Genomic DNA, 20,018 nt, shown 5'->3' on the forward strand with positions numbered 1-20,018 from the left:
TCCACTCGCTTCCCGCGCTCGACTTGCATGTATTAGGCACGCCGCCAGCGTTCGTCCTGAGCCAGGATCAAACTCTCCATAAAAGTTAAGTTTGACTTGCTCATTTGCACACCGAATGTGCTTGTTTTAAATCTCTTCTATAAAGAAGAAATGTTTTGACGTACTGGTTGGTTCGTTCAGTTTTCAAAGATCAAATACTGCCTCATCCGACAGTAATCAAATTCTAGCATAATCGACTATATGTCGTCAATAGCTTTAATAGAATTTGTTGAAATAAATCTTTTAATAAGTTGTTTTCTGTGCTGCTGAATAAGCAACGTTACCTATAATACACGGTGTACTTTTCCGCGTCAATAGTTTTATAGAATTTCTTTGATATAATTGCAAACAATTATTAGAGAGTATGAAAAGCCCCTTCTATATAGAAAGGGCCGATCAAATGTTGTGTGTAGTTACACCTAACTCCACGTATTAAATTATTTGTAGCAATGATCACTTAACACCGCTCGTGTTAAAATACGAGCTCTCCCTGCCACTTCAACATTCCACCTTCCATGTTCTGTACGTTCTCAAATCCCCGTTCTTTCATGAATTCGGCAGCATTCATGCTACGGCGACCAGAACGGCAGATCATCACATACTCTTGGTCTTTAGGCAGGCTCTCAATTTTTTCAGGAACATCCCCAAGGCGTATATGCTTTGCATTCGGCACCATTCCCTGTGAAACTTCCTCATCTTCTCTTACATCGATTATTGTAAAGTCATCATTATTGTTAATTTTGTCTTCTACTTGTTGAGGCGTGATTTCTTTAATTTGACTCATTTTTATCCCTCCATATTAATCGTTTGCACATTTATTCTAATTTACTGTTCGTTAAAGTCAAGGCATAAGGCCGCTGACAAACAAAGCCCCCTGTTCATAAAAAACAGGGGGCTTACACGTCATTTAATTGGCTACGATGTTAACAAGCTTTCCTGGTACGGCAATGACTTTTCTAACTGTCTTTCCTTCCAGCCACTGCTTAACGTCATCATTTTCAAGTGCTTGCTTCTCAAGATCCTCTTTGGAAGCTTCTTTACTCACCATCATTTTCGCACGAACTTTCCCCATAACCTGAACAACGATTTCCACTTCATCTTCAACGAGTTTGGATTCGTCGAACTCCGGCCAAGGCTGGTAGCTGATCGTTTCAGAGTGGCCAAGCTTCTGCCAAAGTTCTTCTGCAAGGTGTGGAGCCACTGGAGAAAGGAGTTTAACAAAACCTTCTACATACTCTTTTGGTAAAACATCTGTTTTATACCCATCATTGATAAAGACCATCATTTGAGAGATCCCTGTATTGAACCGAAGGGCTTCAAAGTTTTCGGTCACTTTTTTAACGGTTTCATGGTAGACCTTCTCCAAAGTTGTATCCCCTGTATTCTCTTTAACCGCATCAGACAATTCGCCTTCGGTAACAAATAGTCGCCATACACGATCAAGGAAACGACGAGCCCCGTCCAAGCCATTCTCAGACCATGCTACTGAAGCATCAAGCGGTCCCATAAACATTTCATAAAGTCTCAGAGTGTCTGCTCCGTGAGAATAGACGATGTCATCAGGATTGACAACATTCCCTTTAGACTTACTCATTTTTTCATTATTTTCTCCGAGGATCATGCCTTGGTTGAATAGCTTTTGGAATGGTTCTTTCGTTGGAACGACTCCCGCATCGTAAAGGACTTTGTGCCAGAAACGTGCATACAACAAGTGAAGAACCGCGTGCTCCGCGCCACCAATATACACATCGACCGGAAGCCATTTTTTCAATGCTTCATAATCAGCGAACGTTTCCTCACTATTAGCATCAATATAACGCAGATAATACCAGCAGCTACCTGCCCATTGAGGCATCGTGTTCGTTTCCCTGCGCCCCTTCATGCCTGTTTCAGGATCTACGACATTAACCCATTCATCAATATTAGCAAGCGGAGATTCTCCTGTGCCGGATGGTTTAATTTCCGTCGTTTTCGGAAGTTTGACAGGTAGTTCTTCTTCTTTGACTGCAGTAATCGAACCATCTTCCCAGTGGATGACAGGGATTGGTTCACCCCAATAGCGCTGACGACTGAAGAGCCAGTCACGAAGGCGGTAAGTCGTTTGTTTCTTACCTTTCCTGTTTTCTTCAAGCCATTGAATTGCCTTTTCAATTGCCTCTTCTTTCTCTAAGCCGTTTAAGAAGTCAGAGTTGATGTGGGCCCCATCTCCTGTGTACGCTTCTTCTTCAACATTTCCTCCCTCTACAACCGGAATGATTGGAAGGTCAAATTTCTGGGCGAATTCAAAGTCTCTTTCATCATGCGCAGGGACAGCCATAATGGCACCGCTGCCGTAGCTCATCAATACATAATCAGCCACCCAGATTGGAAGTTTCTCACCATTGATTGGGTTGATCGCATAAGAACCAGTGAATACCCCTGATTTATCCTTAGCCAAGTCCGTACGCTCAAGATCACTCTTGTTTTGCGCTTTCTCAATATACGTGGATACGGCTTCTTTCTGTTCAGCTGTTACGATTTCATCGACCAATGGATGTTCAGGAGCCACGACGGCATAAGTTGCACCGAATAACGTGTCTGGACGAGTGGTAAACACATCAAATGATTGGTCAAAACCATCAATTTCGAATGTTACCTCTGCCCCTTCTGATTTGCCTATCCAATTTCTTTGCATATCTTTGATGCTCTCCGGCCAATCCAATTCTTCCAGATCTTCAAGAAGACGATCTGCATAAGCTGTAATCTTCAGCATCCATTGTTTCATCGGGCGTCGTTCTACAGGATGATCTCCTCGTTCACTACGACCATCGATAACTTCTTCGTTTGCAAGCACCGTGCCAAGAGCCGGACACCAATTCACGGCAACTTCGTCAATATAGGCTAGACCTTTTTCATAAAGTTTCAAAAAGATCCATTGCGTCCATTTATAATAATTAGGGTCTGTCGTATTCACTTCTCGATCCCAATCATAGGAGAAACCAAGTTCCTGGATTTGCCTACGGAAGGTGTCGATGTTTTGTTTCGTGAATTCTTCAGGGTCATTCCCTGTATCCAGTGCATACTGTTCTGCCGGAAGCCCGAAAGCGTCCCAACCAATCGGATGAAGCACTTCATATCCTTGCATCCGCTTCATGCGGGACAGGATGTCGGTAGCTGTGTATCCTTCCGGGTGTCCAACGTGTAGACCCGCACCTGATGGATAAGGGAACATATCCAACGCATAGAATTTCTTTTTGTCTGAATAACTGTCTGTCTTGAATGTCTTTTCTTCAAGCCAGTATTTTTGCCATTTCTTTTCAATGGTCTTATGATCAAAAGCCATTTCATTGCCTCCTCATAATCTCTCTAAAAAATATAAAAAGCCCCTCATCCCAATATGGGACGAGAGGCTTGATTCCCGCGGTACCACCCAAATTAACACATCTGTGTTCAACTTGTCGTCGATAACGGCGACCACACCGGCAGAAACTACTTATGTTCACTTCTGCGACATCCAAGGCGAGTTCATGATCTTCAAGGACAGCTTCCACCACCCGCTGCCTCTCTATCACTTGAGAGAATCACTACTACTCCTTTTCAACGTCATGCTATTATAACCGTATATTAATGAATGAAAACAGCTTTGTCAAGCGGCATTCGCCCAAGCGTATCGTCCATCCACATGAACCCACTATTCGTGCTACAATACTAAAGAACAAAACAATTGGAGGATGCAGCATGACGATTGAACGAATTTTAGACTATGCCCATTCATTGATGAAAAAAACGATAGAACCGGGAGATGCCGTTATCGATGGTACGTGCGGCAACGGTCACGATACAGCTTTTCTCGCCGAACTTGTCGGAGAGCAAGGGCATGTGTATGCCTTTGATGTTCAAGAAAAAGCCATTACAAACACCCAAGAGCGTTTATTAGAACATGGGCTTGCAAATCATACGAGCCTTATCCATGATTCCCATGCACACGTCCAAAAATACTTGCAAGACCAACACCAAAACAACATATCGGCAGCTATTTACAATTTAGGTTATCTGCCAGGAAGTGATAAAAGCGTGGTCACCAAGGCTGAAGGCACGATCCAGTCGGTTGAAAACGTACTGGCTACTCTAAAGAAAAGAGGGCTGGTGGTCTTAGTTGTCTATCATGGACACCCTGGGGGAGCTGAAGAGAAAGATGCCATCATGGAATATGTATCAGAGTTAAATTCCAAGCACTACCAGGTCCTTCATTACGGGTTTATCAATAAAAAGAGAACACCTCCCTTTATCTTAGCGATTGAAAAACTTTCCTAAGGATTCAGATGAAATCCAGCAGGAGGATACAAAAGGCGAACCGCGTAACTTCTTATATTTCTAAAATGGAAAAAGCCTGGTCGTTTAAATCTCACGACCAGGCTTTAATTTATGATACATCTTTGTGTTGTAATAAAAAAACGTGGCTTTCTTCCCACTTACTTTCAACATCTCTTTCACAAAGCTTTGAGCATTTGAAAGCCTTCCTACTTTACGATCCGCTAAGTACATGCCAACCAGACCTTCATGTATCATTTGGTGAAACGCTGCATCCGGGAGCCTTTGAATTTCCTCATGAGCCCTTTCAACAAAATACCGGAAGCGGTTCTTCATTTCTTCCTCATGGTCGTAGTAAGCACAGAAGTTCAAATCTCCCTCTTTCTCATCTTCCTCTTGATCAATGTAATAATCAAGCAAGATATGTAATCCCTGCATATACGGAAAATAACTTCTTTCAATTTGATTAGATAACGTTGCATCCATCTTTCCACTAAGCGTATAGGAAACAAGGCAGAAGATCCCCAATGTAGATCCTGTACATGCGGAAAATTCATACCAACTGAGCTCCGGCCATTCTTTTTGGTGATGCTTAAACCAATTTTGAAGCCTTGGAATCCTCTCATTTTCAATCACATGCTTATGAACTTGCAAATCACCGTACAACTTACCTAACCTTACCGCCTGCTTTTTGACCATTTGATAGTCTTCCGCCTCGGAAAGGACTTGTTGGCACGTGTTCACAAGATCATGGAGGTATCCCCCATCGTCCTGCTCGTCACGATATTGGTAATAATCCTGTAATGGGTTACCTGGTGTCAAAGCATCAATCATTGATTCATGCAACATGCGGAAATCGTCAGGATCCATAGAGGTGCTCCGATCACAAAGGTTGTCTAAATAGTCACTGATGGTTTGATAAGCAACAATGAATCGAATGGCCTGTTTATCGTTGCCGCGGGAGAGAACAGAGTAAATCGATCCCCCTTCACAGTGAAACGTCTTTTCTTCAATGCTCGCCAAAGCTTGACTTCTAAGTTCTTCGTCTGGAATTGATTTTGCCCTTTCAATCCAGTAAGACAATTCATTATGAACAGCAGGAAAAATATTCCGATAAACTCTGTACATCAAAAGGACGGCGTTGCCTGGGACTGCACGTGTCAAGAGAAATCCTCCTTGCCGATTTACTTTAAATGATCCTCTATAAAGGATTGCGTATGTTCATATACGTCTTTCCATTCAGGTTCATTATATATTTCATGATAAAGGCCGGGCCACTGCTTGTATCTTTTTTCTTTTACCTGAACCCGGTCAAACCATTCAACAGTCTTCTCTATTCTCACCATATAATCCTCTTCGGCCTGCATCAAAAGCAGTGGGATATCAGGAAAGCGCCGAATATCAGAAAACGCTTCTCTCGTCGCTTTTTGAAATTCACGGTACCAGCGAACAGAGACTTTATCAATAATTAAAGGATCTTGTTGAAACTCTATAATTTTGTCCTTATTACGTGTAATATATTCGGGATCTTGAGGGGCTTTGATTCTTAATGATGGAATAAAAGTATTCAAAATATATGATACGGCTTCCAAGGGGAGGCTCGCTTTTTTCAAGAGCCCTAGCGCAGGAGAAGAAAGAATAACACCGTCCACCTTTGGTTGAGCGACCTCCATCGTACGAACAACGGCAAGCCCCCCCATGCTATGCCCCATTAAAAATACTTTCTTATTGGGGTCCGCGTGTTGAATCCACATCATAATGGTGTTGATATAGTCATGAAAAGAGCGGATATGCCCACTCTTCCCTGCAGAACGCCCCTGACCTGGAAGGTCCCCATAAATAACGGAATACCCATCTTCTTGAAGTTGGTCGACTAGTTCATGATACCGCCCTGAATGTTCAAAGGCTCCATGAACGAGAACAACCGTAGCACGATCATTAACTGATTCTACTTTCTTCACAGCATCCACCTCTTTTCTTCTGCTATACTATCAATAGTATTAGTATAAGGGGGTTTTTCATGATTTGCGAATATAAAGGAAAGGTACCTGACATACACCCGAGCGCCTATGTTGCCGAAGATGCCGTGATTACAGGGGATGTAACCATTCAAGAAAAGGCCAGTATTTGGTTCAAGACTGTGATCAGAGGAGATGTGGCTCCCGTACATATTGGAAAGAATACCAACATTCAAGACTTAAGCCTCTTACATCAAAGCCCAGACAAACCTCTAATTATCGAAGACGGTGTAACTGTCGGACATCAAGTCACTCTCCATTCCGCCCATATTAAAGAGAATGCGCTGATTGGCATGGGGTCTCTTATTCTGGATGGCGCTGTTATTGGAGAACAAGCTTTCATAGGGGCCGGCAGCCTTGTCCCCCCTGGAAAAGTGATTCCACCAAACACGCTTGCTTTCGGTCGCCCGGCCAAAGTCGTAAGAGAACTGAATGAAGAAGACATACAAGAACTGAACAGGATACGAAAGAGTTATGTGGAAAAAGGACAGTACTATAAAGAAATACAAAAATCATGAGTCCACAAATGGATCACTTGAACAAAAAAAACCGCTCCAAACTTTTGTTTGGAACGGTTTTTTCTTTATTGGCAGCGTGCCTTCAATTCTTCCGCTTTATCTGTGCGCTCCCATGGGAACTCCACATCCGTACGTCCGAAATGACCGTAAGCAGCTGTTTGACGATAAATTGGGCGACGCAGGTCCAACATCTTAATGATGCCTGCCGGGCGAAGGTCGAACAGTTCACGTACAGCTTCTACCAGCTGCTCCTCAGAAACCGCACCTGTTCCATTCGTGTTAATGGCAATAGAAACAGGCTGCGCAACACCAATGGCATAAGCAAGCTGAACTTCAACAGAATCCGCAAGTCCTGCAGCTACGATATTTTTCGCAACATAACGGGCAGCATAAGCAGCAGAGCGGTCCACTTTCGTCGCGTCTTTACCACTGAAAGCTCCTCCCCCATGGCGAGCATATCCTCCATACGTGTCGACAATAATTTTTCTTCCGGTTAATCCAGCGTCACCTTGTGGACCTCCAATGACGAAGCGTCCGGTCGGGTTAATAAAGTATTTCGTTTGTTCATCAATATATCCTTCAGGAACAATCGGTTCAATCACATGTTTTTTCAAATCTTCCTGAATCTGTTTCAGAGTTACTTCTTCCGCATGCTGGGTGGAAATAACAATCGTATCTACACGTACAGGCTGATCGTTTTCGTCATACTCCACCGTCACTTGTGTTTTCCCGTCTGGACGAAGGTAATCAAGTGTCCCATCATTTCTGACATCAGATAAACGTTTCGATAGTTTATGAGCTAAGGAGATTGGTAAAGGCATCAATTCTTTGGTTTCATTGTTTGCAAAGCCAAACATCAATCCCTGGTCCCCTGCCCCAATCGACTCAATTTCATCGTCGCTCATTTTCCCTTCACGTGATTCAAGGGCAACGTCCACGCCTCCAGCTATATCAGGAGATTGCTCATCAATCGCTGTCAGAACAGCACATGTATCCGCATCAAACCCGTACTTCGCACGAGTATAACCGATGTCTTTGATCGTTTGACGGACGATGGATGGAATATCCACGTAAGTATTTGTACTGATCTCACCAGAAACCAGTACAAGTCCCGTTGTCACTGTTGTCTCACATGCAACCCTCGCGTTTGGGTCGTTTTTTAAAATTTCATCTAAAATCGCATCAGAGATCTGGTCACAGATTTTGTCCGGATGGCCCTCCGTGACGGATTCTGATGTGAATAACCGGCGGTTTGCAGGCATTCTTAAAAACTCCTCCTTCTGTAAGTACAAAGTATTAGACGGAACTCTTTACCAGTATGTGCAGAAACTTTCATAAGTTTCATATATGTTCATGTTGCCTCTTTTCACAACCAATGGAGCAATTACATAGGAATATCTACAGGTTATCCTGTTCGAATATTTCTTCATGAAAGGCTATGTTTATCGAGGTGTGAATGGATCTCATCCCTCGGTTTGTAAAAAGCCTTATAAAAAGAAAAAACCTTTCCTATTCGAGGAAAGGGGCTGCTTCCTTTCGCTCTTATCGTCCAAGGAGCATGTCCTCCTTGCTTCAGGTTAGCACCGTGTCATGTCCATGACGGTTGCTGGGTTTCAAAGGGCCTGTCCCTCCACCAACTCTGGATAAGAGAGTATCCGTTCTCCGCTATCGTATCGAAAACCTTATTTATTGTCAATTGAATTCCTCCTCTTTTAAACGTATCCGTACATAGTAAACGTTTGAAAGAAATTCACATATATTATTAGAACACTTTTTTCAAAGAAAGAACAAAAACTCACTATTACAGGGTTTGGGAAACGTCCTCATAAAAAGCGAATGGAGGCACGGGGTGAGTGTTTTTATACTAACTGATCCAAAATATTGCATATGGTCTTTTCCCTGCCCCGGTATTGGTCCAACGCCTTATGCGTACAGGATCTGGTTAAAACGACACTTTAGCAGCATTGAACGGTGGAGGTAAACGATGAGACCCATCACTCGCACACAGAAAGCAAACCTTATTCCCACAGCCCCTAGATTGAGGAAAAAATCTCGTAACTGAGTTTTCAACAATCCCTCCATATTGTGTAACAAATGAACACCTCTGAAGTTTGACTTTTCAGAATAAATAAAATGTAAGCTTTTTCACGTATAGTATGGACTAAAGAATTCAATGTGTTATACTAATCTCACATTAGGTTGATCATAATTAAATGCAAAGGCGGGTCGACACATATGAGTACCATAAATCAAATGTCTGAACTAAATCTTTTACTTGCCCAAGAACATGTCCACCACCAGCTATCTGTTCCACACTTAGTGGAAAAGATTTTATACCGTAACGAAGGTACCCTGACAGAAAAAGGGGCCATCCAGGCAACGACGGGTACTTATACTGGTAGATCTCCAAAAGATAAATTTATTGTGCAGGATGATGTCACACAAGATAAAGTTCACTGGGGAGCTGTCAATCAGCCCATAGACGATCAAACGTTTGTAAAACTCTATCATAAAGTATTGGAATATTTAAAAGAACGGAACGAACTGTTTGTCTTTAAAGGTTTTGCTGGGGCGGATGAAAAGCATCGTCTTCCTCTTCAAGTACTTACAGAGTTCGCATGGCACAACTTATTCGCACAACAAATGTTCATTCGACCCGATGAACAAGAAATAGAGGATCATGAAGCCGAGTTCACTGTAATATCTGCTCCAACCTTCAAAGCTGATCCGGAGGTCGATGGAACAAATTCAGAAGCATTCATCATGATCTCTTTTAAACACCGAATCGTTTTAATCGGTGGTACGGAATATGCCGGTGAAATTAAAAAGTCCATCTTCTCTGTCATGAACTACATTCTTCCTGAGAAGAACGTTCTCCCTATGCACTGCTCAGCGAACGTAGGTAAAGAGGGGGATGTGGCTTTATTCTTCGGCCTTTCCGGAACAGGGAAGACAACATTATCAGCTGATCCACAACGTCGGTTGATTGGTGATGATGAACATGCATGGTCCAATTATGGGATTTTTAATATTGAGGGCGGGTGTTACGCGAAATGTATCAATCTTTCTCAAGAAAAGGAACCCCAGATATTTGATGCCATTCACTTCGGATCTGTACTGGAAAACGTAGTGCTTGATCCACATACCCATCAGCCCGACTACAATGACACAAGTCTCACTGAAAATACAAGAGCAGCTTATCCATTAGAGCATATTGATAATACTGTACAACCGAGTATTGCCGGACATCCGAACGCTATTATCTTTTTAACGGCTGATGCCACAGGTGTCCTTCCACCTATCAGTAAGTTGACTAAAGAACAGGCCATGTACCATTTCTTGAGTGGATACACTAGTAAACTAGCAGGAACAGAACGAGGAATAACCGAACCACAAGCTACCTTTTCAGCTTGCTTCGGCTCACCATTCCTCCCTCTCCCGCCTTCCACCTATGCAGAAATGCTCGGGGAAAAGATTGACCAATTCAATGCAGATGTTTATTTGGTCAACACAGGCTGGTCAGGTGGTTCGTACGGGGAAGGTCAACGAATTAAATTATCCTATACAAGGTCCATGATCCATGCCGCATTGGAAGGAGAGCTAAGCTCTGCTGACACTTACCAGGATCCATTTTTCGGCTTGAATATTCCTACACACTGCCCTGGTGTTCCAGACGAAGTATTATTTCCTAGGAGAACATGGGCAGATGCTGATGCATATGACCAGAGTGCAAAGTCTCTGGCAAACAAATTTCATGAGAACTTCAAGAAATTCACATATGCAAGTGAAGAAATTAAAAAAGCAGGACCGACCTACCACAGGTCATAATCATTGTTTCCTCATCTCCTCATATAAAAAGAAGGCCCCGCCGGAAATTCCAGCGGGGCCTTCTCTATGCCCTCCCCCTCAAAAGGTCCTAAATGTGTGGGAGACTTTTGAGAAAACCGGGGATCGTTTCCCATATTGACCGTCAGGGCTGGCTCATAAAAGGAAGCATTCCCCGTAGCCACCCCTTAGATCAAAGAAAAAAGTAGAAAAGCTCAACTGAACTTTTCTACTTTTTTCAAGCACTCTGGCAGCACTTCATCTTTCATCATGAAACTGAAACGATCATTCGATTTTAAATTACGCGGGAGGTGACGGAACAATACTGGTCCGTGCGTCTCAAAATAATGATCCTGATCATCAATCGAGTCAATTATCGCAAAATACACGTTCTTAATGACCGTCCCCCCTTTACCTTCTACATGGTACTGACCGATGTAGAATAGGTGAGAAATATCGGCCCCTGTCTCTTCTTTGACTTCCCGGACAGCGGCGTCTTCCGCTGATTCTCCCTCTTCCACTTTTCCACCTGGAAATTCCAGTCCACGATCTTTATGTTTGGTGAGCAGCCATTGATCCTTGTATCGGCATATCACCCACACGTGTTTCGGTGTCTCGGAAAAAGGATGATCCTCAAAAGATAACCGGACAGGGTTGTGGTAATAATCATAAAATGTTTTCATGTCTGCTCAACTGCCTTTAATCCTTGATATATACGTTCTGTCTTTCACCTGTATAAATCGTACCACAAGCCGCGCTAAATACAAACCGGTCAGCAGACAAACTTCACTCTTTCCTGAATAAATTGTAAAAATATACAGAAACATGAAACGCTCGATTCTTGATTCGTACAAGAAAAGAAAGCAAAAAGAGAGGAGAACAATAATGGCTAGAACCTATGTATCAATGGGTACTCGGCTTCTAATTCTTTTGCTAAGTGCTTGTGGCAGCGCAGAATGCAGTAAAATCGAAAAAAATTATGTCGTAAGCCTCTAAAGTTAATAAAGATTCACACAGCTATGCTGTTAGAACCAATCAGAAGCTGTGAATGTACAAAACATCATGGAAGATTCGCTCAAAGAAATGCTCCCTTCAGGGCAATCACCTGAGAAATTATTAGAAGGATTGACCATAAATGACCTTGAATACACGATGAAAATTGATCAAGACACGTACTACCCTGAAACGTTCCATATGGATACGAACCTTAAAATTGTAGAAAATGGAAAGCGGATCGAATGGAAGCCATCCATATACAGTAAATTCAGTCGTTTTAATGAAATTGAAGAGATTGTTATACCTAAGGAACTCCTTAATCAAGCTGAGGAAATGGAAGATATGTCTGGAATATTTTAAAGTATCATAATTGAACCGCTTCTTCCAAGAAGCGGTTCAATCAATCATTCAGTACACCCATATCCACGATATGATGTCTAGTCGTTTCATCTCCAAGATCATAAATCTTTTGAAACGCTTTTTTCATATCAAGATCTACTTCATCGTTCGCATGATCATTATGATAGGGATTAAATGGAACGTGAGATCTCCAGAAAGACTCAGCGTCCGCATTATAAATCTCATCAAACACTTCCCTTAGCGCTTTTACTTCTTCTTCCGTGGCGTAAATTGTAAAATCATCATTGTTTGCATCGTGATTCAAAGATATTTCCCTTGTTCCCATATTGATATAATACTTATCCTTATCCATTATTCACCCTCCTCTTCCCTAGTGTGAACCATCAAAGGGAAACCTATTACAGAGGAGAGGATTCATAAAACGTCTGATGAGTAAGAGTTACCTCATTCAGGTACTCTTCATCTACATGTATTCCTATTCCTGGTTTCTTTGGAACCTCGATGGATCCTCGGTTCATTACAATCTCAGGGTGTACGAGGTCTTTATGAAAATACCTGGTAGATCCGGACAAATCGCCTGGAATCGTAAAGTTGGGCAGGGAAGCCAGGGCAAGGTTATGTGCTTTGGAAATACCTGATTCCACCATCCCGCCGCACCATACAGGAACTCCACGCGATTGACAGAAGTCGTGGATTTTCATCGCTGCTGTTAACCCGCCGACACGACTGATTTTTATGTTGATAATCCGGCAGCTTCCCAGTTCTACCGCTTGGACGGCATCTTGAAAGGACATAATGGATTCATCCAAACAAATAGGGGTCTTCATTTCCTTTTGGAGCCTTTGATGCCAATAAAAGTCCCCTGCAGCAAAAGGCTGCTCTATCATTGTCAAACCATGATCATCTAAAGAACATAAATGGCTCATATCCTCTGGATGGTATTGGCCATTCGCATCAATCATAATGGGTAGGTCCGGATCGATTTCTTGAATGGTTGTTATCGCTTCCCTTTCTCTCCCTTTAACCACTTTCAATTTATATCGTTGAAAACCTTCTGCCTTCAACCTGTCCACGTCATTTTCTAATGAATCCCCTAAGCTGATCACTGCCCCTGCACCGACAGATAAGCGGGTTCCTCCAATGAGATCTGCTAGACTTTGTCCGGTTTGTTTTCCATATAAGTCCCACAGAGAGCCTTCCAGCCCCGCTTTTGCCATTGGATGACCTTGCACTCCTTTACTTTGTTCTGCACAATCAGATGGGTGCTCTGCCCCATTTTTAAGGAGAGAAGGAATTAAAAAGTCCTCAAGAATATGCCAAGCTGTATCTAACGTTTCATAGGTGTAAAAAGGATCAGGAAATGCTGTCACTTCCCCGTACCCTATGCGTCCTGCATCATCTCTTACCTCTATAATGATCAGCGGACGTTCCTTCAATTCCGCCTGGTGAGTAACGAATGGGGCTTTTAGCGGGAGAGAAACTTTTCTTAAACAAACCGATTGTATCCTCATTCCCCTCCTCCCTGCATAGGTAAGGAGGACAAACGTCTCCGTAGTAGTTTGTTCGAGGCATTTCTTGGAAGTTCATCGATCCAATGAACCTCTTTCGGACACTTATATTTCGCCAACCGCTTGCTGCACCAGTCCATCACTTCTTTTTCCGTGAGGCTGGCTCCATTTTCAACTACAATGTATGCCACAGGCACTTCTCCCCAGCGTTCATCAGGACGTCCAGTCACACCTGCTTCCCGTACCCCCGGCAAAGAGGAAAGCACGCTCTCCACCTCTGCAGGGTAAATATTTTCCCCACCTGAGATGATCACGTCTTTCACTCGGTCCACGACATACAAAAATCCATCTGCATCTTCAAATCCTAGATCTCCTGTCCGCAAGTACTCGCCTTCTCTTTTTGGACGGTTATAATACCCTTTCGAGACCATCGGACCCCGAACGATGATTTCACCAACTTCTCCTCTTCCTGTGGCGTCTATATACAAATGCGCTGGGCTTAGGGCTTTACCTGCTGAACCTAGTTTGGAGAAAGCGTATTCCGGACTGAGGGTGGCGATTTGAGAGGAAGTCTCTGTCATCCCATAGGTTTGGAAGACTGGTATCCCTTTTGCAGATGTCTTTTTTAGTATAACCTCAGGAACAGGACCGCCCCCCAGCAGCATGCAGCGGAAGGCGTCTGGATACGTGCCTTCTCCAAGCATCTCAAGTAAGCGCTGGAGCATAACGGTCACGACAGATACATGAGTAATGGCTTTATCCATAATGGCTTCATGAACTCCTCTGGCATCGAACTTTTCAAAAAGCATGAGCGGCATGCCGTAAACAACACTCTTCATCAAAATGGAAAAGCCTCCGACATGAAACAAAGGTAAACAATTCAGCCACTTGTCCTTCGCTTGGACACCTAAGTTTAGTGCTGATGCGACGGCACTGTGCCAATGGTTTCCATACGTATGCATGACGGCTTTCGGATTGCCGGTCGTCCCTGAGGTGTACATCATCGTATAAACGTCATCGAGATCGAGGTCCGTTTGAAGTTCATGTAGACTTCCCTCTCTCTCCGTAAAATGTTCAAGTCGATGCACATCAAGATTCAATTCTATTACAGAATCTGCAGCTACTTGCACGTGGCGTCCATCAGCATACACATGTGAAACGTTGGCATCTTCAAGTTGATACGCAATTTCCGGTGGAGTCAGCCTCGTGTTCAAAAGAACAGCTACCGCACCGACGTAACTTACTGCATGAATGAAAACTGCGTACATCGTACTGTTGCTCGCTAACAACGCCACATGCTCGTCCCGTTTCACCCCATTTTCTATAAGAGCAGAAGCCACCTTCCGGCTTTTGTCCCTTAGTTCAGAAAAACTGATCCTTTCACCATCTGGTGTTTCAATCGCCGTACGTTGCGGATGTAATGCCGCCTGTTTATCTAACCAATGCGGAATGCGTTCGCCCATTTCAACCCTTCCTTTACCTAGTTCTGTTAATTTGACGCTTGAATCATAAAAGGGGCTATCCTTTCTACAGGATGCCCCTTCACAAGTGGTTTCATATATAGAGACGGATCAAGGGAAACGAGGGAACTGATCGAAGTCAGGCTTTCTTTTCTCCTTGAAGGCATCTCGTCCTTCTTTTGCTTCCTCTGTTGTGTAATACAACAATGTGGCGTCTCCACCCATTTGTTGAAGACCAGCTAGTCCGTCTGTATCGGCATTGAAAGAAGCCTTCAGGAAACGCAAAGCAGTCGGTGACTTCTCAAGCATTTCACGACCCCATTGTACGGTTTCAGCTTCAAGATCTTCCAATGGTACAACTGTATTCACCAGACCCATTTCCTCTGCTTCTCTCGCGGAGTACTGACGGCACAGATACCAAATTTCACGTGCTTTCTTATGACCTACGATACGAGCAAGCAACCCTGCACCGTAACCGGCATCGAAGCTACCCACTTTTGGTCCTGTTTGGCCGAAGATGGCATTATCAGCAGCAATCGTTAAATCGCAAACGATATGTAATACATGTCCACCACCGATTGCGTATCCGGAAACCATAGCTACAACTGGCTTTGGAATCACACGGATCAAACGTTGCAAATCAAGTACATTCAAACGAGGGATATGGTCATCACCTACATAACCACCGTGGCCGCGTACTTTCTGATCTCCACCAGCACAGAATGCATCGTCGCCGGCTCCTGCAAGAACAATAACCCCGATCCTGGAGTCATCACGAGCATAAGCAAAAGCATCAATTAACTCATGTACCGTCTGCGGACGGAAGGCATTACGAACTTCCGGGCGGTTAATCGTAATTTTAGCGATCCCTTCAAATCTCTCATACATAATATCTTCATATTCGCGTTCACTAACCCAATCAAAAGACATAGTATTTCCTCCTTTTTCTACAATCAGTTTCTATTTTCCTCATGAAAAAACGCTTTCCTACACTATTCATTTTATCATGAAGCCATCTACAATTTTAGCAAAAATCCCAGGATTCTCAAGGTGGACGGTGTGACCAGCTCCTTTTACCTCTCGATGGGCAGCCCGAGAGAAACGTTCAGCCATATCCATATTGATTTTTTGAAACTTCTCGTCTTCCTCTCCTGTCACTAATAAGACGGGGCATTTGAGAGAAGGTAACTGATCCCACCAGGACGGCTGGTGACCTGTACCCATACCGAGAAGCGATTCAGACAGACCTTCAGCCGTCTGACTGAGGCGTTCTTCTCTTAAAGCTTTTGCCACATCATCAGGAAGGGATTGCTGTGTCTCAAAAAGAGGGAGGCTTTCCCAAAAGTTTACAAAAGATTCGATTCCTTCTTCCATCAGTTTTTCCGACAACCCTTTATCTTTCGCTTGGCGTGACAGCTGTTCTTCGGTTGTAGGTAAACCTGGAGAGGCACTTTCAAGTATTAATCGATTTACGTATTCTGGGTAAAGCATAGCAAACGATAGAGCTGTTCTCCCCCCCAGGGAATATCCAAGCAGGGAAACCTTTTCTAACCCCAGCTGATCCAGCAGAGCTTTAAGATCCCGACAAAAGCGTTCCATCGTTACCACACCAATCGCTCCTGTCTTTCCGTGACCTGGCAAATCTACTTTTAAAAAGCGATAGGAATTTTCAAAACGGGAAGTGATGGAGTCAAAAGTTGAAGTGCGGCCCGTGAACCCGTGGAGCAGGACGAGGACTTCGCCTTCTCCTTCATCCTCGAGCCAATATTCTCTTCCGTTTACCTTCATTCTCATAGACCTTCGCTCCAGTCCAAAACCACTTTTTCTACATTGGACCAACGCTCCCTGTGAAAGGCTACGTGATCTTCACGATTCGTCACCACTTCAATGACATTCAACCCCGGGCTTGCATAACTTTCTGACAGGGCTCGTTTATAAGACTCCCAATTTTTCACCCGTCTGTGTGTGCCTCCATACATTCCGATGACAGGACCAAGGTCCAGACCTAAAGGTGTGCCAAAGAGCTCTTCAAAGTGATCGGGATGCTTGGATTGAGGCAGGTAGGAAAATATCCCTCCCCCATCATTGTTAATCACAACGATGGTCAGTGGAATCTTTTTATTCTTTGCCATCCATAGTCCATTCAAGTCATGAAAGAAAGAAATATCACCTAACAAAAGCGTTGTAGGTTTGCCAGTAGCGGCTGTTCCAATTGCTGTACTGACCACACCATCAATTCCATTTGCTCCTCTGTTTGCCATCAGCTGAATATTTTTTGGTGAAGCCATGAAGAAGCTATCGACATCCCTGATCGGCATACTGTTACCTACAAAGAAGTTAGAATCATCCGGCATTGTTTCAGCTAAATAAACGACCGCGTGTCCTTCATTGAGCGAATGCTCAGGTTCCAACAGCATTTCATTCTTCGCTAAAACATTCATCTGCTGCCACATGGAAAGCCATGACGTCTCTACATTCCCATCAGGCATAAAACTGGACAAGTTTTCACACAATTGGACAGGTTCACTCCAGATGAAAGTAGCCCCGATACCCGCAGGCTCCCGAAACTCATGCTGATCATCCACAACATAATGATCAATCTGGTCTTTATACTCCTTGACCCATTTCAAGTACGCTTTGGAAACAGGCATCGCTCCAAAACGGACGATGTAATCGGGCACGACTTGACCTTTAACAGTTTGAGATTTAAGCAGAGCATCATAATTCTCAATGATATTCCTCTTATCGTGACTCCCTGTACGAAGTTGTGATAAAGGGTCAGCAAATACAGGGACCCCGAGACGGGAGCCGAGATTTGTCACCGCCTCAGCTAAAAGAGGCTCCGTTTGTGGTCCTACGACCAGTAACCCCTTCTCTCCTTGAGCCAGACGTTCAAATAATTGCTTGACCTGATCGTCAGGCATCACTAAACGCCCTTTCTGAGCTCTTGAAATTGGCTGGACACCTCCACGCCATGCCTCTTCCAAATCGAAGTCTGGAATTAATGGTTCGCGGAAGGGAATATTCAGATGCACTGGACCTTGCCCGGAAATCGCTTCTTCCACCGCTCTTGCCGCCTGTTGCCTTGCATAATAGAAGTTATTTTCTTCCGGCAACGCTAGGTCTTGATACCATTTCACATAGCTGCCATACATCTGTATTTGATTAATGGCTTGAGGTGCACCGACTTCTCTCAACTCATGCGGCCTGTCCGCAGTTAAGACAACCAGCGGTACCCGACTATAGAAAGCCTCGACAATTGCCGGATAATAGTTGGCAGCTGCCGTTCCGGATGTACAAACAAGCGCTACTGGCTTTTGTTCCTGCTTCGCGATCCCCAAAGCAAAAAAAGCAGCTGAGCGTTCATCAAGGTGAACCCAATGGTTCACCTCTGAATGCTCAGCAAAAGTCATAGCTAATGGAGTAGACCTTGAACCTGGTGATATGACGACATGCTCGACACCAGAGAATACGAGTTGGTCTACAAAATGAGTCACATATTTTGATATAGCTTCTACATGTCCCATTCTGATCCTCCCAATACATTCATCATCGGTTTTAGTTTGACAGCCGTTTCTGCATATTCCGCTTCAGGATCAGAATCTTCGACCACACCACAACCAGCAAACAGAGAAGCTTCCTTTTGCTGAATGAGCGCGGAACGGATGGCCACAGCAAACTCCCCGTTATCCTGTGCGTCAAACCAACCAATTGGTCCTGCATACCAGCCTCTATTCAACGTTTCATGTGTTCGGATGTATTCTACCGAAACCTGCTGAGGCATTCCGCCGAGAGCCGGAGTTGGATGAAGTTTCTCGATCACATCAAGCAGGGTGTACCCTTGATCCAATACAGCTTTCACTGGGGTGTACAAATGCTGCAGATTCCGGAGCGGATAAAGGACAGGTCCATTCGGTACTTCGACTTGACTGCTGCATGCCTCCACCGCTTCTTTGATCATTTCCACTACAAACTGATGCTCTTGACGGTTTTTGGGGTCGCCAAGCAATTCTTCTCCCAGCTTGAAATCTTCCTGCTCGGTCCTGCCACGTGGCACTGTTCCTGCAAGACAGGTGGATACAAGCTCCCTTTCTTCCACTTTCGCAAGCCTTTCAGGGGTCGCACCAATAAAGTGATCTCCTTCACTTTCATAGCAGAAAATATAACTGTTTGGCTGTGTATCGGCTAATGCTTTCAAAACAGCGGTAATCTGTACATTTTCTTTGAATGTAATGCGGAGCTCTCTTGCTAGAACGACTTTTTCCATCAATCCTGCTCTAATATCTTCCGTCGCTTTTTTCACCGATTCTTTCCAAGCTTCAGGAGCAACCTCAAATGTCTGTTCAATGACAGGCAAAGAACCAGTCATCTCTCCTTTCTTAAGCAGAGAATCCCGGTGATTCTGAATTTGGTTGGCGATCTGTTGCTGATGATCTTCCGGGAAAATGAGTGCATTAATAGTTAAATACGTTTCCCCTTCCACTTTGGTTAACAAAAAAGCAGGAATCGTCATTTGACTGTCAGGAAAGGATTCCCATGGTGTATCCTCTTTTTGTTCAGGATCGAAACTGAACCCGCCAAGTGCCACCATTCCTGTTCCTTTTTTATTATAATCATCATGCACCATCGCATTTTCCTGCAGCTGCGTCCATAGAGATTGGACTTCGCGAAAACGTTGTTTACTTTTTGCATACAATTGACTGGCCTTCCCTATTCCGACCATGGTCAAATCATTTTCAGCGCTCTGCCAAAACGAGCGATGCTGATCAATATGCTCACCCATCTCAAAAAATTGAAAGGGATCTTGCTCATCTATATGTTCAACTATACTAATAAAAAGAGGTTCCCCAAGATGATGTGCTTTCTGAAGAGCTTCCCCTACTACTTCCTCTATTTGAGGGGCCTTCGTGTGAAGCATATATATTCCTCCCATTCTTTAAGGGACGTTATCTACTCTCTACACACAAAGCAAACGGATGCTTCTGTGTGCATGCATCACTCTCT

17 protein-coding genes, 1 rRNA gene, 1 riboswitch and 1 other annotated feature are annotated in these 20,018 nt (G+C 43.9%); of the genes, 4 read left to right on the top strand and 14 right to left on the bottom strand.

Annotated features, from left to right (window positions below; genetic code table 11):
* The 3 genes from K2225_RS06490 to leuS all read right to left on the bottom strand — a co-directional run.
* Nucleotides 1-83, bottom strand: a 16S ribosomal RNA gene (locus tag K2225_RS06490); the annotation flags it as partial.
* 428 nt (nucleotides 84-511) lie between these two features.
* A complete protein-coding gene (locus tag K2225_RS06495; protein ID WP_220584036.1) occupies nucleotides 512-823 on the bottom strand; it encodes a rhodanese-like domain-containing protein in 312 nt (103 codons plus the stop codon).
* Between the two features lie 123 nt (nucleotides 824-946).
* Entirely contained in the window at nucleotides 947-3,361 is a 2,415-nt protein-coding gene (gene leuS / locus K2225_RS06500; RefSeq protein WP_220584037.1) for a leucine--tRNA ligase, read from the bottom strand.
* 52 nt (nucleotides 3,362-3,413) lie between these two features.
* Nucleotides 3,414-3,628 (bottom strand) — a binding site (T-box leader).
* A 128-nt stretch (nucleotides 3,629-3,756) separates the two neighbouring features.
* On the opposite strand from leuS, the gene mnmM reads away from it, so the two are divergent.
* Nucleotides 3,757-4,332 carry a tRNA 5-(aminomethyl)-2-thiouridylate-methyltransferase MnmM gene (gene mnmM / locus K2225_RS06505; protein ID WP_220584038.1) on the top strand — a complete coding sequence of 192 codons (576 nt, stop codon included), beginning with the start codon at nucleotides 3,757-3,759 and terminating at the stop codon, nucleotides 4,330-4,332.
* An 84-nt stretch (nucleotides 4,333-4,416) separates the two neighbouring features.
* Here the strand turns inward: mnmM and K2225_RS06510 are convergent, their stop codons facing one another.
* Both K2225_RS06510 and K2225_RS06515 read right to left on the bottom strand, forming a co-directional pair.
* A complete protein-coding gene (locus K2225_RS06510) occupies nucleotides 4,417-5,493 on the bottom strand; it encodes a tetraprenyl-beta-curcumene synthase family protein (RefSeq protein WP_305038435.1) in 1,077 nt (358 codons plus the stop codon).
* Nucleotides 5,494-5,513: 20 nt separating this feature from the next.
* Complete coding sequence (locus K2225_RS06515; protein WP_220584039.1) at nucleotides 5,514-6,290, bottom strand: alpha/beta hydrolase; 777 nt, start codon at nucleotides 6,288-6,290, stop codon at nucleotides 5,514-5,516.
* A 59-nt stretch (nucleotides 6,291-6,349) separates the two neighbouring features.
* Here K2225_RS06515 and K2225_RS06520 point away from each other — a divergent pair, with 59 nt between their 5' ends.
* Entirely contained in the window at nucleotides 6,350-6,865 is a 516-nt protein-coding gene (locus tag K2225_RS06520; protein ID WP_220584040.1) for a gamma carbonic anhydrase, read from the top strand.
* Between the two features lie 65 nt (nucleotides 6,866-6,930).
* On the opposite strand, the gene metK is transcribed toward K2225_RS06520, so the two are convergent.
* A complete protein-coding gene (metK, locus tag K2225_RS06525) occupies nucleotides 6,931-8,127 on the bottom strand; it encodes a methionine adenosyltransferase (protein ID WP_220584041.1) in 1,197 nt (398 codons plus the stop codon).
* Nucleotides 8,128-8,404: 277 nt separating this feature from the next.
* Nucleotides 8,405-8,515: riboswitch (SAM riboswitch) on the bottom strand.
* 585 nt (nucleotides 8,516-9,100) lie between these two features.
* Here metK and pckA point away from each other — a divergent pair.
* Nucleotides 9,101-10,693: a phosphoenolpyruvate carboxykinase (ATP) gene (pckA, locus tag K2225_RS06530; RefSeq protein WP_220584042.1), complete on the top strand. Its 1,593-nt coding sequence runs from the start codon at nucleotides 9,101-9,103 to the stop codon at nucleotides 10,691-10,693.
* A gap of 212 nt (nucleotides 10,694-10,905) precedes the next feature.
* On the opposite strand, the gene ytkD is transcribed toward pckA, so the two are convergent.
* Nucleotides 10,906-11,373, bottom strand: coding sequence for an RNA deprotection pyrophosphohydrolase (ytkD, locus tag K2225_RS06535; protein ID WP_146816621.1), 468 nt, complete (start codon nucleotides 11,371-11,373; stop codon nucleotides 10,906-10,908).
* A 361-nt stretch (nucleotides 11,374-11,734) separates the two neighbouring features.
* Between ytkD and K2225_RS06540 the strand changes: the two genes are divergently transcribed.
* Nucleotides 11,735-12,046, top strand: coding sequence for a DUF6612 family protein (locus K2225_RS06540; protein ID WP_220584043.1), 312 nt, complete (start codon nucleotides 11,735-11,737; stop codon nucleotides 12,044-12,046).
* A gap of 40 nt (nucleotides 12,047-12,086) precedes the next feature.
* On the opposite strand, the gene K2225_RS06545 is transcribed toward K2225_RS06540, so the two are convergent.
* The 7 genes from K2225_RS06545 to K2225_RS06575 form a co-directional block, all read right to left on the bottom strand.
* Nucleotides 12,087-12,398: a hydrolase gene (locus tag K2225_RS06545; protein ID WP_220584044.1), complete on the bottom strand. Its 312-nt coding sequence runs from the start codon at nucleotides 12,396-12,398 to the stop codon at nucleotides 12,087-12,089.
* Nucleotides 12,399-12,444: 46 nt separating this feature from the next.
* A complete protein-coding gene (gene menC / locus K2225_RS06550; protein WP_220584045.1) occupies nucleotides 12,445-13,557 on the bottom strand; it encodes an o-succinylbenzoate synthase in 1,113 nt (370 codons plus the stop codon).
* The gene (locus K2225_RS06555) at nucleotides 13,554-15,017 is read right to left on the bottom strand and encodes an o-succinylbenzoate--CoA ligase (RefSeq protein WP_220584046.1); all 1,464 of its coding nucleotides are present in this window, start codon (nucleotides 15,015-15,017) and stop codon (nucleotides 13,554-13,556) included. Before K2225_RS06555 ends, menC begins: the two co-directional genes overlap by 4 nt.
* A 108-nt stretch (nucleotides 15,018-15,125) precedes the next feature.
* On the bottom strand, nucleotides 15,126-15,944 hold the full coding sequence (gene menB, locus K2225_RS06560; RefSeq protein WP_089654878.1) for a 1,4-dihydroxy-2-naphthoyl-CoA synthase: 819 nt from the start codon (nucleotides 15,942-15,944) through the stop codon (nucleotides 15,126-15,128).
* A gap of 66 nt (nucleotides 15,945-16,010) precedes the next feature.
* A complete protein-coding gene (menH, locus tag K2225_RS06565) occupies nucleotides 16,011-16,808 on the bottom strand; it encodes a 2-succinyl-6-hydroxy-2,4-cyclohexadiene-1-carboxylate synthase (RefSeq protein ID WP_220584047.1) in 798 nt (265 codons plus the stop codon).
* The gene (gene menD / locus K2225_RS06570) at nucleotides 16,805-18,541 is read right to left on the bottom strand and encodes a 2-succinyl-5-enolpyruvyl-6-hydroxy-3-cyclohexene-1-carboxylic-acid synthase (RefSeq protein ID WP_220584048.1); all 1,737 of its coding nucleotides are present in this window, start codon (nucleotides 18,539-18,541) and stop codon (nucleotides 16,805-16,807) included. Before menD ends, menH begins: the two co-directional genes overlap by 4 nt.
* On the bottom strand, nucleotides 18,529-19,932 hold the full coding sequence (locus K2225_RS06575) for an isochorismate synthase (RefSeq protein ID WP_220584049.1): 1,404 nt from the start codon (nucleotides 19,930-19,932) through the stop codon (nucleotides 18,529-18,531). Before K2225_RS06575 ends, menD begins: the two co-directional genes overlap by 13 nt.
* Between the last annotated feature and the right edge of the window lie 86 nt (nucleotides 19,933-20,018).

Source organism: Halobacillus sp. Nhm2S1 (assembly GCF_019599545.1).
Taxonomy (GTDB): domain Bacteria; phylum Bacillota; class Bacilli; order Bacillales; family Halobacillaceae; genus Halobacillus.